This window comes from Sphingobium sp. LSP13-1-1.1 (genome assembly GCF_040676415.1).
Taxonomy (GTDB): domain Bacteria; phylum Pseudomonadota; class Alphaproteobacteria; order Sphingomonadales; family Sphingomonadaceae; genus Sphingobium.
In genome coordinates, this window is record NZ_JBEGHU010000045.1 from 117825 (window position 1) to 133330 (window position 15506).

The window sequence follows — 15506 nt, forward strand, 5'->3', positions numbered from 1 at the left end:
AAAATGCATCGCGTTCGGCCGCCACTTCGGATGAATGAGTCATAAGAGCGGTTCGACCGGCAATGTTTTCGGTCGAACCGCTCTGTCGCGCCTGGATGCCGAGCCTTCGTCCTCCGTTCCATGGCGCGACGATGCCTTTTCCTTCTTGTTCTGGAAGTTCAGCGCGGTCGTCCTGCTGGCAATCTAATCGTGAACAGGGCATCGTCGGGCGCTGCCCCGTTCCTGACGACCTGCAATTGCGATCCGCCATTGGGGGCATGCGGCAGGCTGGTTTGCCTGCTTTTTCCGTCCAGCTGGACAGACGATTTCACCAGCCGCAGCGAGGCCCGTTTGGCGTGAGCCGACCGGCGCCATGAACGTCCTCTCCGCTTTCGCCTGATCAGATCCCAGGTGAGATAGGGCAGCGAAATGACCAGAAGATAAAGCGATACCGGCAACCATATGATCGCGAAGAGCCGATCGCGCCATCCAACCTTCACAATGTTCCGCGACTTGTTCTGCAATCGCCACAGATTGCAGGAACCATGAACCCATATCCCGGAGAGGACTGCCATCGCGATAATCATTGCCATCCTGCTCCATCATCCAATCGCAGCTCTTCGGGATGCGTCGCGAAGCTGTTTTCAGACAAAATATAGATGAAAGTAATCACCTGTCATCTACGCAGGAATACGCACCGATGGATATCGGGACGACCCGTCAACCCCTCTGTATTCTTCCGGATTGTACGTAAAGCGATAATATGTCTGATTTGGAGGGGGCAAGGATCGGTTGCAGGAACGGATATTCTGCGACAACTGCGTTTCGATCGAATGCGTGCCATGGCGCGGAGAGCCCTCCGAGCGCGCAAAATGAGGTGTGCATGTCGAGAATTGACCTGGCGATGGCGACCCGTCCAGCCGGCGGACGGGGTCCTGCCACGGCGCATCGCGCGGTGCGGATCGGGCTTTGCCTTGCACTTGCCCTGTGGGACATGGTGGCGTTGACATGCGGACTGAGCGTTGGACTGGCGCTTGCGCCCTTGGATGTCGGGCTTCGCGATAGCGGCGCTTCTGTCGCGGCGCTGCTCATGGCCTATCTCATCATCGCCTTCCACAATCAGGCCTATGACCCCCGCAGCCTTACCAACGCGACGACCAATTGCCGCAATGCCGGAAGGGCCTTCGCCGGCATGGTGCTGATCTTCTTCCTCCTGCTGTTCGCGGTGAAATCCGCCTCGACCTTCTCACGCACCGCAGTGCTGGCCGGGCTGAGCTGTGCGGGCGGGCTGCTGCTTGCGCAACGGCTGCTGCTGAGCCGTCTTATCGAACGTCATTTCGGGGATCGGCTGTTTGCCGAGTTGTTGATCGTGGACGATTGCCCGATCCCCGAGGATCCGGGCCGGTTGGCATTGATCGATGCGCAGGCCATCGGCCTTCGCGCTGATCTGGACGACCCCTATATGCTGCACAGACTGGGTATGCTGCTGCGTGATCACGATCGGGTGGTCGTCGCCTGTCCAGCTGATCGGCGTGTGGTCTGGGCGCAGATGCTGAAGGGCGGAAATATATTGGGCGAGATCATTTCTCCCGAAGTCGAATCCATGGCGCCGCTGACGGTCGGGCGCTGGCAGGACATGGCTACATTGGTAGTCGCGCGCGGGCCGTTGAACCTGGCGAACCGGGCGACGAAGCGACTGTTGGACCTGATCGTCACGGTGCCCTTGCTGATCGGATTGTTGCCGCTGATGATTGCCGTCGCCATTGCGATCAAGCTGGATTCGCCCGGTCCGGTCTTTTTCCGCCAGCAGCGGATCGGGCGGGGCAACACCTTGTTCAGCATCCTGAAGTTCCGCAGCATGAAGGCGGAGCGATGCGACCTGGACGGCGTCCGGTCGGCCAGTCGCACTGACGACAGGACCACGCGGGTCGGCCGGATCATTCGCCGGACCAGCATCGATGAATTGCCGCAGCTCATCAATGTCCTTCTGGGGGAGATGAGTCTTGTCGGGCCAAGACCTCATGCCATTGGATCTACTGCGGAGGACATATTGTTCTGGCGCATCGACCACCAATATTGGAAGCGGCATGCGTTGAAACCCGGAATCACTGGTCTCGCGCAGATTCGCGGATTCAGGGGTGCAACGGAAACCCGGGCGGATATTTTACGGCGGGTTGAAGCCGACCTTGAATATATGAATGGCTGGAGCCTGATGCGCGACATCGTGATCCTTTTCGGCACCATCCAGATTCTGATGCACAGAAACGCTTTCTGATCCCTTTGCAAGAAGTCATTTCAGGATAGGAAAAGGGGCAATCCGGCCGCATGAGATCAACCCCTCCATCCCAATTTTACCGCGTCCGCTTGAGCATTCCGTGCATGTCGATCCACCGCACGAAGGCATCGAACCAGCCGGTGCTGGTGGTCGCCTTCGGATACATGCCGAAGCCGTGGCCGCCCTTTTCGTACAGGTGGAATTCCACGGGGCGACGTGCTGCACGCCAGTCGTCGATCAGCTTGAAGTCGCGATTGCCGAACAGCGGATCGTCGGCGGCGATGGCCGCGAACATCGGCGGCGCGTCCTGGGGCACGGTCATGCTGCCCAGCGGGCCGTAGATGTTGCCGATGAAGGCGGGTTTCGCCTCCGTGGTCGACAGCGTCGTCGCCATGGTCAGCATCGCCCCGGCGGAAAAGCCGATCATGCCGATCCGGTCAGGATCGACATGCCACTGCGACGCGCGGGCGCGGATCAGGCGAAAGGCCGCCGTGGAATCCGCCAGTTGCGGAGCAAGGTCGGTCGCCGCGGAGGTGGGAGCGGGCAGCGGCGTCCTGGCCGCGCCGGAGAACATTTCCTGCATCGACCGTTCGAAACCAGCCATGTCGGCCGGTGTCTGGCGCAGCCGATATTTGAGGACGAAAGCCGCAACGCCCCTGGCGGCCAGCGCTCGCGCGACGTCATAGCCCTCATTGTCCATGGAAAGCGTGCGGAAGCCGCCGCCGGGCGCCACGACTACAGCTGCGCCCGACGCCTTGGCCGGATCGGGAAGGAAGGGCGTCAATGTCGCCACCGTGACATTGCGCGCAAAGCGGCTGCCATATTGGCGGTGCCAGCTTTCCTTTGCCGTGGCGCCGGGAAGCGCGCCGGTGCCCAGTTCGATCGCGTCGGGCTGGGCAGGGGCGGCAATAGGCGTCATCCTGTCGTCCTGTGCCTGCCCCGGTGACGGAGCAGCAAGGGCGCATGCGGCGATGCCGATGGCGAGGGCGCATGCCGCCGGGAAACGGAAGGGGCGCCGCAATGCGTCGCCGGCAGATAGAAGCATCATGTCATCCTCCTCTGATCATCCATTCTCATTGCAGATCCAGCACAACCACCGACTTGGGCGGCAACGTCACCGTCAGCGCGCCGCCGCTGATCTGCGCACCTGCAAAGGCCGCGGGCTTCACCACCTCCGGCGCGTCGAAGCTGTTGTGCGAATTGATCGCCGGGGCGGTCAGGACGCGGCCTGAGACGTTCGCGGCGTTCAGCCCGTCCAGCTTCACCGTCACCGTGTTGGCCTGGTTGGGGTCGAGGTTGGACAGGGCGACATGCACCTTGCCGTCCCGCGCCCGCACCGCCGATCCGCTGACTGCCGGCATGACGAACCTGTCCTTGTTGTACCAGGGCGTGTCGATGTCGATCGGCAGCACCGTCGCGTCCTGCCAGGGCTTGTACATCTCGAAGACATGATAGGTGGGCGTCAGCACCATCTTCCTGCCCTCGGTCAGGATCATCGCCTGGAGCACGTTCACCATCTGGGCGATGGCCGTCATCCGCACCCGGTCGGCATGCCTGGCGAATATGTCCAGGTTGACCGAGGCGACCAGCGCGTCGCGCAGCGTGTTCTGCTGTCGCAGGAAGCCGGGATTGGTACCGGGATCGGGCGCATACCAGGTGCCCCATTCGTCCACCGTCAGGAAGATGCGCTTCTGCGGATCATATTTGTCCATCACCCTGCTGTGGCCGGTGATAAGCTCGTCCATCTTCCAGGTGGCGGCCAGCGTGTCGGCCCATGCGGTCTCGTCGAAATTGACCGGGTCGGCCTTGGGCGGCCAGCCACCCTGCGGCAGCGTGTAATAATGGAGGGAGAGCGCATCCAGTTGCTTGGCGGCATCGCGCATCATCACTTCGGTCCAGTTATAGTCGCCGCCATTCGCGCCCGACGCGATCCGCACCAGCGTCTTGCCAGCGGGAACCTTCAGGAAGGTCGAATAGCGCTTCGTCACGTCGGCGGCATATTCGGCACGCATATTGCCGCCGCATCCCCAAAGCTCGTTGCCGATGCCGAAGGCGGGCAGCGCCCAGGGTTCCTTATGTCCATTCTTCGCGCGCTCATCGGCCAGGCTGCCGGCGGGCGCGGTGATATATTCGACCCACTCCGCCATTTCCTGCGGTGTGCCGTTGCCGACATTGCCGGAAATATAGGCTTCCGCGCCCACTTGCCGCAGCAACTCGAAATATTCATGCGTGCCCACGCTATTGGGCTCGGTCACGCCGCCCCAATTGGTGTTGACCTTGATCGGGCGCTTTGCCCTGGGGCCGATGCCTTCCCGCCAGTGATATTCGTCCGCGAAGCAGCCGCCCGGCCAGCGGATCACCGGGACGGAAAGGTTGCGCAGCGCGGCCACCACGTCATTGCGGAAGCCGTTGGTATTGGGGATCGACCGATCATTGCCCACCCACAGGCCGCCATAGATGCCATGCCCCAGATGTTCGGCAAATTGCGTGAAGATGCGGCGGTCATAGACCGGACCGGGCCGGTCGGCATGGACGGTGGCGGTGGTCGGCTTGCCGTTGGTATCGGCGCTGGCGGTCGTCGCTGCCAATGCGCTGGCACACAGGAGCAACGCGGCAGTCTTGCGGCGCAGGGTCTTGATCATGGTCGTCCTCTTGGGAAATTGGCGGCGGAATGGGTGAAACCTATTTGGGCAGGGGGATCATTTTGGTGATGGTGTAGCGGGCCTGTTGGCCCTGCACGCCCTCGTCCGGCTGGCCGCTGCCGACGCTCAGGCCATAGTCGCCCGGTATCAGGCCGCGCTCGCCCGCGATGGTGACGAAGCTGAGATCCCGGGGGCTCAAGGTGAATTCGACATTCCTGGTCTCGCCGGGCTTCAGCGTCACGCGCTGGAAGCCCCGCAGGGCAAGGCGCGGCGCGCCCTCGAAGCGGGGCGGCGTGATGTAGAGCTGCGCCACGTCGTCGCCGGCCCGCGCGCCCGTGTTCGTAATGGCGGCGCGCACATGCAGTCCATTCTCGACCGAACCGTTCACCGGTTCGACCGCCAGCAGCGCGTAGCGGAAGCTGGTGTAGCTGAGGCCGTGGCCGAAGGGATAGACGGGCTTCCCCCTGAAATAGCGATAGGTGCGTCCCTCCATCCCATAGTCGCCAAAGGGCGGAAGGTCGTTCACGCTTCTGTAGAAGGTGACAGGCAGCCGGCCGCCCGGATCAACCCTGCCCGACAGGACATTGCCTATCGCCAGCCCGCCCGACTGGCCCGGATACCAGGCCTCGACGATGGCGGCGGCATTGTCCTTCGCCCAGGACAGGTCGATGGCGCTGCCGTTCATGGCGACGATGACCAGCGGCTTGCCCAGCGCCTTGGCCTTTTCCAGAAAGGCGCGCTGGTCGGCGGGCAGGTCCAGCGTCGTCTTGTCGCCGCCGTCGAAACCATCGACCTTGATGGGCATTTCCTCGCCCTCCAGGTCGGAGGTCAGACCGACCACCGCGACCACGACGTCCGCGTCCTTCGCGCCGTTGGTCAGGTCACGGTCAACATCGTCAGTGACGCGCTTCCAGAAGATGGCCGGGCTGGCGGCGACGCCGCTCTCTCCCTGCAGGTGGATGGCGTAGCGCTCGCCCCTGGTCATCCGCACGTCGACCAGCTTGAGCGGTTCTGCCCAGCGCGAATATTCGCTGGCCGAGACGACGGCTCTGCTGTTCAGCGAAACGTCGCCCTTCACGCCGGTCAGGGCCAGCCGATAAACGCCGGTTTCGGGCGCAACCAGATAGCCGCTCCAGCGGACCCGATGCTTTTCCGATACCTGCCTGAACTCGCTCGCCCGCGACACGATGCTGGTCTCGGTCCGCGTCAGCACCGGACGGGTTGCAAACTGGTCCTTGCCCGTGGCGTTGAAATATTCGGCCTTGATGCCCGGCTTGCCAGCCGGCGTCAGCAGCGCGGTGCCCGGAACGAGGTCGCCGTCGGTGATGGACGGGCTGAAGGGGATCACGGTCACGGCACCCCCGCCCATGACCTGCTTCAGGCCTTCGGCAACGGAAATGGGCGGCGCGCTGCGGGCGGAGGAATAATTGCCGCGCAGCACGCGGGTCGCATCCGCCAAAGGTCCGGCCAGCGCGATCTTCGTGCCGGGCTTGAACGGCAGGACGCCGTTATTCTTGAGCAGCACGATGCTCTTTTCCGCCGCGCGCAGCGCCAGCGCCTGGTGATCGGGCGTGCCGATGGCGCTCGGCGGGGTCGCGTCGGGCTGACGGGATGACAGGCCCGGCAGGTCGCCATTGCGGTATCGCGCGGAAAAGAGCCGGACGAGGGCGGTGTCGATGTCGGCCATGCCGATATGGCCCCGCGCCAGCGATTCCTTGTATCGATCGCCCAGGTCGGTGCGCCCGCCCAGCGTCGCGTTGTTGCATTCGCTGTCGACCCCGTATCGCAGGGCAACGGCGACGCCGGTGGCGGCGTCGGGCGCATATTTGTGATGCTCGTAAATATCGACCACGGCGTCGCAGTCGGACACGACATAGCCGTTGAAGCCCCAGGCGCCGCGCAGATAATCCTGAAGCAGCATATGGCTGCCGCAGGCCGGTTGCCCGTCGACGCGGTTGTACGCGCACATGATTGACCCGGCCTTGCCCTCGACAATGGCGGCGCGGAAGGCGGGCAGATATGTATCCTCCAGATCGTGCGGCGTGGCGAAGATATTGTCGGTGTGGCGGCTGGGTTCCGGGCCGCTATGGACCGCGAAATGCTTGGGCGTCGCGACCACGAGCGGCAGGTCCGGATTGTCCCCCTGCATGCCCTGGATAAAGGCGACGCCGATCCGCGCTGTCAGATAGGGATCTTCGCCATAGGTTTCCTGACCCCGGCCCCAGCGCGGATCGCGGAAGATGTTGATGTTGGGCGACCAGCTGTCGAGGCCGGTGCCGATCCGTCCGAGATGTCCGGTCTGCCGCCCTAAAGTGTGCAGCGCGCGGACCTCTGTCCCGATGGTGGAGGCGACCTGATGGATCAGCGGCGCGTCGAAGGTAGCGGCGAGGCCAATCGGCTCCGGGAAATTGGTGGTGGGCACCGCACCGATCGCCCCGTGCAGGGATTCGGTCCACCAGTTATAGGCGGGTATGCCGAGCCGCGGAACGGCAGGCGCGACGTTCAGAAGCTGCGCGACCTTCTCGTCCAGCGTCAGCTTGTCGACAATCGCCCGCGCCTTGCTGTCGGCCTCCGCCCGAATGTCGCTGGCCTGGGCATGGGCCATAGGGGATGTGGCAAGGCACAATAAGGCGCCGGCCGCGCAAAGGGCGAGTGCGGTCTTCATGATCATTTCCCCATGAGCGCGCCGTTTTCGGCATCGCCCTTCGCTTTCAGTCAAACAGGTGGGCGCGGGGGATGGCACTTCCCCCGCGCCCGGCGCGCTCATTGGGCGGCGGCGCCCTTCGCGCCCTTGGCGACGAAGGGATTGATCGTCCGGATCGTGCCGTCGGGGTTATAATGCAGTTCGGTCACCTTCACGTTGCGCAGGCGGGTCTGGCCCGACAACTGGCTGTCGGCGTAGAACAGCCACCATTTCCCGTTCCATTCGACGATGGAATGATGGGTGGTCCAGCCTTCCACCGGGTCCAGGATACGGCCCTTGTAGGTGAAGGGGCCATAAGGGGAATCGCCGACGGCATAGACCAGATAATGGGTGTCGCCGGTCGAATAGCTGAAATAATATTTGCCCTTATATTTGTGCATCCACGACGCCTCGAAGAAGCGGCGGTCATGGTCGCCGCCCAGCAGCGGCTTGCCCTTGTCGTCCAGGATCCGGATCGCGCGGGGCGCTTCGCTGAATTCCAGCATGTCGCCGGTCAGTTTCGCGACGCGTGGCGCCAGCGCGGGCTTGTTGTCCTGGCCCAGGTCGGTCTTCGAACCGTCCGGATCATATGTGCCGCCGACATTGCGCTGAAGCTGCCCGCCCCAGATGCCGCCGAAATAGATGTAGCTCGAACCGTCATCGTCCGTGAAGACGGCGGGATCGATCGAATAGCTGCCCTTGATCGGCTGCGGCCGCGCCTTGAACGGGCCCATCGGGTTCTTGGCAGTGGCGACGCCGATGCGGAAGGCGCCTGCCTTGTCCTTGGCCGGGAAGTAGAGATAATAGGTGCCGTTCCTGTACGCCGCGTCCGGCGCCCACATCTGCTTGTCGGCCCAGGGCACGTCCTTGACGTCCAGCGCCACGGGACCGACGGTCACGGGGCCGCCGATCTTGTCCATCGACAGGATGCGATAGTCGCGCATCTCGAAATGGCTGCCCAGGTCATCCTCCGGCGTCGGCCCGTCAATGTCGTGGCTGGGATAGACATAGATCTTCCCGTTCCACACATGGGCAGATGGATCGGCGGTGTAGATGTCCTTGACGAGAGGCTGGGACAGATATTCGGACGCGTCGCGCTTCGCCTCAGTCTTTGGCTGGGCTTCGTTCGCCGGCTGCGACTGCTGGCACCCGGCGGTGAGCAAGAGGACGGCGAGCGGCAGCACTTCCAGGGCAGGTTTCGATCTTCTTGAACCAGATTGCCGCTCCCGATTCGCGGCCTGCGCAAATGTCCTGACCTGCGACCAGGCCCGATCGGCTGGAAATCGCTCTGCTGCGCGCAACATCTTGGGCATGCTGATCCTCTCCGTTATAACTACCAAGATAGCGCTACCATTTTGTGAACGCAATCTTCTCTGACAAATTATCCGGCACCGTCGACGATCTTCGATCGCCAGACCTGCAGGTCAGACGGGCTGCAACCCATGGCTCACGATCTTGTTGATCAGGTCGCGATGAGGCGGCAGGCCGGCGAGCAGCTTTGCTGTCATGGCCGCGTTTTCGCGCCGCGCGCGTTGTGCGAGATGAGCATCGCGCGCCAGTGCAGGCTCGTCCACCTCCGTGCGGAAGCCCATGCCGTAGAGTACATATTGATAACTCGCCGCGGGGAATATTTCCTCAACCCGGTCGAACTCGTCAAGGAACCAGGGCGACTGATAGCGCCATAGCAGCATCAACTCCTTCAGCCGATCGGGAATGCTGTCGTCCCGGATATTGTCGCGCCAGAATTCGCTGTCGGTTCGCTTGGTCAACACATAATGCAACTTCAGGAAATCAATGATCCTGCCCCAGCGATAATGGGTCGTCGCATTGAAGCGGGCAGCGACGATGTCCATCACCTCGCGACAGGCGGGCATCTGTTCGGCGATGATCTTGGCCGACAATTCGATCAGGACGATGGCGGATGCTTCCAGCGGTTCGAGGAAACCGGCCGCCAGCCCGACGGCGACGCAATTGCCCTTCCAGAAGGTTTCGCGATGGCCGGATCGGATCGCGATCTTCCGCGCGGTCAGCCCGTCGGCAAGCGGACCGATATAGGCACGCAGTTCCCGTTCCGCCTCATCCTCCGAAATATGGCTGCTGGAATAAACATGGCCGACGCCGCGCCGGGTCGGCAGGCCGATGTCCCAGATCCATCCCGCGCTCTGCGCCGTCGAAATGGTGTGCGACGCCATGGCACTGTCGGGTCGTTCATAGGGCACCTGCATCGCAAGCGCGGTATCGCAGAACAGCACGTCCCCGCAGTCCCTGAACGGCACCTTCATTGCGCCCTCGATCAACAGCGCCTTGAATCCGGTGCAGTCGACGAACAGGTCTCCCTCGATCTCGCCGGCCTGAATGGTGCGGATGGCGCGAATGTCGCCATCTTCCTTCATCAACAGCTGCTCCACATCGGCCAGGACATGACGCACGCCCAGTTTCTCGCAGCAATGGCGTTGCAGGAAGGGGGCGAACTTGCCGGCGTCGAGATGATAGGCATAGTTGGCCAGCGCATCATATTCGGCGGTGGCGATCGTCTTGGGCGCCAGGCCGTCGTCGCAGATGCGGCCCTGCGAACAGACGCTGTCGCAGAAACTTTCGTCCCCCTCGCTCGCCAGCCAATGGGGCGCAAGGTTCACCTGCCCGAAATTCTGGGGCAGCATCAGGGGGTGGTAATAGCCGTCGTCTGGCGTTCCCGTCGTCCAGCGGGCGAAGCGCGCGCCCTGCTTGAACGCGGCATCGCATTCGCGGAACAGGTCGGTTTCGGAAATCCCCATGCGCGACAGGGTCGCGCGCAGTGTCGGCCATGTCCCTTCGCCCACGCCGATGATGGGGACATTGGGGGATTCCACCAGCGTGACGCTGAATCCGCGGCCGATGCGGCTGCGATGGCGGGCAGCGATCACGCCTGCCGTCAACCAGCCGGCGGTGCCGCCGCCGACGATCACGATGTTGCGGACCGGATGGACCATATCGAAATTACCCGTAAAAAGGGAGGGGATGTCAACCGACATCCCCTCCAGGGCGAGATAGTTCAGAAGCGGTAGCGAACGCCCGCGGTGAACCGCCGGCCATAGCCATAGACGTCAAGCAGTTGATTGCTGAAGCGGCCATGGGTGCTGTAGGTTTCGTTCGTGATGTTCAGCGCTTCGCCAAAGACGCTGAACTGGTCGGTCAACCGGATATTGGTGCTGAGATCGATCTGAAGCGCGGAATTGACGAAGGTCGGTTCCGCACCGAAGGCCGAATTGTTCTGCGCCTGGCCGAATTGGAGCAGATATTTGTCGCGCCAGTTCACGGCAGTCCGGAATTCGAAGCCGTTCTTGTCGTAAAAGGCGACGAGGTTCGCAGAATTAGCGAGGCCCGTCACGGCAAAGCCGCTCTGCGACAGGTCGGCCCGATCGTAGGGCTTGTTGGTCTCCACGAAGGTGGCGTTGGCGTTGAAACCAAAGCCGCTGTCGCCGAACACATGCTGCCATGCCAGTTCGATGCCCTTGACCGTCGCATTGGGTCCATTCACGCGCTGCGACACGGTGAATATTGCCGGCTGGCCGGTCGTTGGATCGATGACATTGTTGATGGTCTGGCGCTGGGTGCCCGCGACGATGAAGTTCGACACATTCTTCAGGAACAGGTTGACCGCCGCGTAGGAGTTGCGCTGGTAATACCATTCCATCCCAAGGTCGAAATTATCGGCCAGATAGGGCTTGAGGAAGGGATTATTGCCCGTCGCGCCCAGTGCGCCCACGCGCTGGCCGGCGCCGACGTTCAGGACCGGCCCGAGATAATCGAGACGGGGCCGGGTCATGGTGCGCGACGCATCAAACCGCAGGTGCAGATTGTTCGTCAGTTCCAGCTTCATGTCCAGGGCGGGCAGGAAGTAGGAATATTTGTTGCGCTCCGTAACCGCCTGGTTCGGAGAGAAGGCGACGGTCAGCAGTGTGGGATCCGCCGCGCTGCCCGTGATCGATATCGGCAAGCGGCCGATGCCGGACGATACCAGGCTGGTGATCTCCTCGCGTGCGCCCGCGTTGAAGTGGAAGGGCATGCCGGCCACTTCGGTATTGAAGTTCACGCTGATCCAGGCAGACCAGCTCTTTTCCTTGATATCCTGGACGCTGCCCGGGTCGAGGGCGAGATCAAATGTACCGTTAAAGCCCGTGCAACAGCCGCTATTATATCCGGGGGTGTTCGGCCCGGTCCAGAGCCCTTCCAGATATTGCTGGTAAGCGCGCGCATCATAATTGAGCAGGACCGGCGGAAGCGAGCCGGAGAAGCCCGGAATCCAGCCTTTCGTGCTGATCGTGCCCTGGATCAGGCTCGCCGGGATCGGCACGCCGCTGGTACGGCCGGAAGGCGTGCCGTAACCGGCATAGGCCTGCCAGAAATTATTGGCGAATGTGTTGCTGTTCTGGAGGGTGAACCGATCCTCCATATAGCGACCGCCCAGCTTGATGGTGAGGTCGTCCTGCTTCCAGGTCGCGCCCAGCCGGAACTGCTTGATGGTGTCGCTGTTCTTCTGCGCCTGGCGGACGGTCACATGCGAACCGATGATCGACTGGTCGGTCCAGCGTGCCTGATCCCCCGCCGGGCCGTAGGTCGTCAGTTCCGGGAAGGAATTGCTGCTGTTGCCGGTGACGCGGACGCCCAGCGAGGTGCCGAGCAGGCCGCCATAGCCGATGTCGCCATTCTCGCTGCTGACCTGACCATCCGGGTTGAGCCGGCTCTTGGAATAGCTGGCGTCGGCATCGATCGTCAGATTTTCGGTCGCTTCCCATTTAATGTTGCCGCCGACCTGGTTGGTTTCCAGGATGTTCTTGTCGGTCCCGGCGGTAAAGTCCGTGGGCGAGCCTGCCTGGAGGAAGTTGACCGTGGTGCCGTTGCTGTCCAGTTCGACATTGCGCAGATCGCCCTGGTTGAACCAGATGCCGAAACCGGCAATGTCGGTCACCACCTTCTGGCGCGAATAATTGTCGTCGATCGTCAGCACGACATCGTCGGACGGCTGCCATTGGAAGGCGATCCGGCCGTCGAGGCGCTCATCCTTGGTATAACGCTGGTCCGCGCCATATTGCTGCTGGTACCAGCCGACCACATTCTGCCTGTTGGTCGGCGTCGCCCAGGCAGTGGAGGTGGGGTCGGAGGTGGGCGAACATGCCGCCGCGGTGCTGCCCGCGATCTGGCACGGCGCATAGCGGCCGCCCTGCCAGCCCGACACATAGACGCGGTTCGTCTGCGTGTCGCGACGGGTGTAGATGGCGTCCACCAATATGCCCATCGTGTCGTCGGCGAAGGTCGTGCTGAACAGGCCGCCCACGGTGGGGACGATCTTTCCGGCATCATCCTGGATCGATCCGGCGGCGCTCAGCGCCACATGGGTGCCGGGCTTGTCGAACGGCTTGGGGTAGGAAATGTTCAGCGTGGCGCCGATGGAACTGCTCGACAACGAAACTTCCGGCGTCTTGTAGACCGCGAGCTGCCCGACAAAGTCGGCGCCAACGGTGGTGAAGTCCACCGAACGACCGCCTGATGCAGTAGAAAGTCGTCGTCCATCCACCAGAGTTTCATTGAAGTCGCCACCAAAGCCGCGTACCGTTATTCCCTGCGGTTCACCGCGCGATCCATTGCGCTGGATCGACACGCCGGGCAGTCTTTGTAATGAAGCCGCAACGTTCGAGTCCGGGAATTTTCCGATATCTTCGGCAGAAATGACATCGACGACGCCGGATGATTCGCGTTTGATATCAAGATTGCGCTGCAGCGACCCGCGAATGCCCGTGACTATGATGTCCGCATCGCTCGCCGAAGGGGCGGCAGCATCCTTCGCCGTCTCCTGCGCATGGACCGGCGTCGCGATGGCCAGGACCAGCAGGCTTGCCGTGGCAGCAAGCGCGGCCCGGCCACGCCCCGACTGTGCTTTGTTCATTCTATGCGTCATGATCCTCCCCTTGTTCAGACAATATCTCGCCCGAACGCCGCTGCACTATTGCTGCGGCGATCATGTTTTCTTGATCGGGGTGATTTGCGCCGCTCTTTTTAAGCGGTTTTGATCATCCTCACCCTTCTCTTCTTTTTTCTGTGGGAAAATGTTAGCGCTATCTAAAAGCGTGATCAAGCGGAATTGTAGGTGTAATCATTATACGCCAGGATGCAGTCTCCGCATGCGCCTGAAGCTGGCCGGGAAGGCAAGTCGAATGGCGGCGAATCGGGAGGGTGAGGATATGGACAAGGTGGAACTGCTGAACAGCGCGCGTCACGCGGCCTTGCGGATGCGACCGGCATATAGGGAGGTTGATCCCTTCGTCCGTATCGTGATCAGCGAATTTCCGGCCGCCGCCATTGCCTGTCCGCTGCTTTTTTCCAAGCATGCGGATACCGGCGCATTCTATGTCGGCGCGCTCATGGGTTTCAGGAAGGGAGAATGCCTGATCGATTCGCCGGACGGGCGCCCGGCGTTCCGGCCGCTGGAGGCGGATCGCGCAGGCTTCTTCGCGATGGGGGAGAGTATCGCCTTCGACGCGGCGCACAGCCGTTTTGGCGAGTGGGACGGCGAATCGCTGTTCGACGCGCAGGGCGCGCCGACGGCATCGCTCAAGGCTGTTCAGAACGCGCTGGGGCGCCTTATGGCGGGGGCCGAGGCGACCGACGCCTTCATCGCGGCCATGCTGGAGCATCGGCTGATAGAGCCGATCGACATCTCGCTCAGCTTCGACGACGGGGATCGGCTGCGACTCGACGGCCTCTATACCATCAGCCTCGACGCGCTCGGCGATCTGGACGACGCGACGGTGCTCAGGCTGTTCCGCGCTGGCCATATGCAAAGCGCTTATGCAATGACCGGCTCGCTCCGGCATATCGCGCTGATGGCGCGCCGGCGCAATGAACGGCTGGCGGTGCCGGCCTGACCATGGGCGGCTCCGGGCCAATGGTGGAGCTTGCGGCAGCGGACATGGCGACCGCGGATGACCTGCGCTCGCTCGCCGCACTGTGCCGGCCCGCAGTGATCCGGCAGGGGTTCAGCGACTGGCCGGCGGTGGCGGCAGGCAGGCAAAGCGCCGCGTCGGCACTGTCGCACATCGCCCGTTTCGCGGCCGGACTGAGCGCGGAATATTTCACTGCCGGCGCCGAGCTGAGTGGACGTTATCATTATGGCACGGGGCCGGGCGGCTATAATTTCAGGCGGGAAACGGCCAGCGTCGGCGACGCGCTGGGCCGGATCGCAGCCAATGCGGAGAGCGGCGCGGAAACCGCCTATCTGGGGTCGCTGCCGGCAGATGCCTATTTTCCCGGTTTCGCGGAGGAAAATCCCTGCGGACTGGTGAGTGCAGGGGTCCATCCGCGCCTGTGGATCGGCAATCGATCGACGATTGCCTGTCATTATGACGGTTATGACAATCTCGCCTGCGTGGTGGCGGGGCGACGGCGCTTCACCCTCTATCCGCCGGATGCGATCGGTGATCTTTATGTCGGGCCGGTGGATCATACGCTGTCCGGTCAGCCCGTTTCCATGGCGGCGGGCAAAGCCGATGCGGCGACGACCTATCCCCGTTTCGCTGCCGCGCAGGCAAGGGCGCTGGTGGTCGACCTCCTTCCGGGGGACGCTCTCTACCTGCCCAAGCTCTGGTGGCATCAGGTCGAGGCCACGGATAACGTCAACATCCTCGCCAATTATTGGTGGGATGGGTTCGCGGCAGGGCCTGACGCGCCCTATACGGCGATGCTGCTCGCGATGATCGCAATTGCCGAGCGGCCCGCGCCTGAACGCGCCGCGTGGCGGGCCTATTTCGACCATTATGTCTTTCGCCCGAACGGGCATCCGCTGGCGCATCTGCCGGATGAACGGCATGGCGTCCTGGGTCCGCTGGCGCAGGGCAATTACGGCCGCATCCGAACATTGGTCATGCGCCTGCTGCGCGGCGGCTGAGCCGGA

11 protein-coding genes are annotated in these 15506 nt (G+C 62.7%); 4 read left to right on the forward strand and 7 right to left on the reverse strand.

From position 1 onward, the window contains the following. The first annotated feature begins 34 nt into the window (after positions 1-34). Positions 35-187 carry a hypothetical protein gene (locus MRBLSP13_RS17840; RefSeq protein ID WP_363755888.1) on the forward strand — a complete coding sequence of 51 codons (153 nt, stop codon included), beginning with the start codon at positions 35-37 and terminating at the stop codon, positions 185-187. On the opposite strand, the gene MRBLSP13_RS17845 is transcribed toward MRBLSP13_RS17840, so the two are convergent. Next, on the reverse strand, positions 184-585 hold the full coding sequence (locus MRBLSP13_RS17845) for a hypothetical protein (protein WP_363737338.1): 402 nt from the start codon (positions 583-585) through the stop codon (positions 184-186). The genes MRBLSP13_RS17840 and MRBLSP13_RS17845 overlap by 4 nt on opposite strands. A gap of 277 nt (positions 586-862) precedes the next feature. On the opposite strand from MRBLSP13_RS17845, the gene MRBLSP13_RS17850 reads away from it, so the two are divergent. Then, entirely contained in the window at positions 863-2254 is a 1392-nt protein-coding gene (locus tag MRBLSP13_RS17850) for a sugar transferase (RefSeq protein ID WP_414714728.1), read from the forward strand. Between the two features lie 76 nt (positions 2255-2330). On the opposite strand, the gene MRBLSP13_RS17855 is transcribed toward MRBLSP13_RS17850, so the two are convergent. From MRBLSP13_RS17855 to MRBLSP13_RS17880, 6 genes are all read right to left on the reverse strand, one after another. After that, entirely contained in the window at positions 2331-3302 is a 972-nt protein-coding gene (locus MRBLSP13_RS17855) for an alpha/beta hydrolase (RefSeq protein ID WP_363737337.1), read from the reverse strand. A 25-nt stretch (positions 3303-3327) separates the two neighbouring features. Next, the gene (locus MRBLSP13_RS17860; protein ID WP_363737336.1) at positions 3328-4896 is read right to left on the reverse strand and encodes an alpha-N-arabinofuranosidase; all 1569 of its coding nucleotides are present in this window, start codon (positions 4894-4896) and stop codon (positions 3328-3330) included. A gap of 40 nt (positions 4897-4936) precedes the next feature. Continuing rightward, positions 4937-7561, reverse strand: coding sequence for a glycoside hydrolase family 3 C-terminal domain-containing protein (locus MRBLSP13_RS17865; RefSeq protein WP_363755890.1), 2625 nt, complete (start codon positions 7559-7561; stop codon positions 4937-4939). A gap of 98 nt (positions 7562-7659) precedes the next feature. Beyond that, complete coding sequence (locus MRBLSP13_RS17870; protein ID WP_363755892.1) at positions 7660-8892, reverse strand: glycoside hydrolase family 43 protein; 1233 nt, start codon at positions 8890-8892, stop codon at positions 7660-7662. Positions 8893-9003: 111 nt separating this feature from the next. Next, a complete protein-coding gene (locus MRBLSP13_RS17875) occupies positions 9004-10590 on the reverse strand; it encodes a tryptophan halogenase family protein (protein ID WP_363755894.1) in 1587 nt (528 codons plus the stop codon). A gap of 20 nt (positions 10591-10610) precedes the next feature. Then, entirely contained in the window at positions 10611-13502 is a 2892-nt protein-coding gene (locus MRBLSP13_RS17880) for a TonB-dependent receptor (protein ID WP_363755896.1), read from the reverse strand. Positions 13503-13770: 268 nt separating this feature from the next. Between MRBLSP13_RS17880 and MRBLSP13_RS17885 the strand changes: the two genes are divergently transcribed. Together MRBLSP13_RS17885 and MRBLSP13_RS17890 are read left to right on the forward strand one after the other, a co-directional pair. Next, positions 13771-14481, forward strand: a complete 711-nt coding sequence (locus MRBLSP13_RS17885) for a SapC family protein (RefSeq protein ID WP_363737331.1) — start codon at positions 13771-13773, stop codon at positions 14479-14481. A gap of 44 nt (positions 14482-14525) precedes the next feature. After that, positions 14526-15500: a cupin-like domain-containing protein gene (locus MRBLSP13_RS17890; protein WP_414714729.1), complete on the forward strand. Its 975-nt coding sequence runs from the start codon at positions 14526-14528 to the stop codon at positions 15498-15500. Positions 15501-15506: the final 6 nt, after the last annotated feature.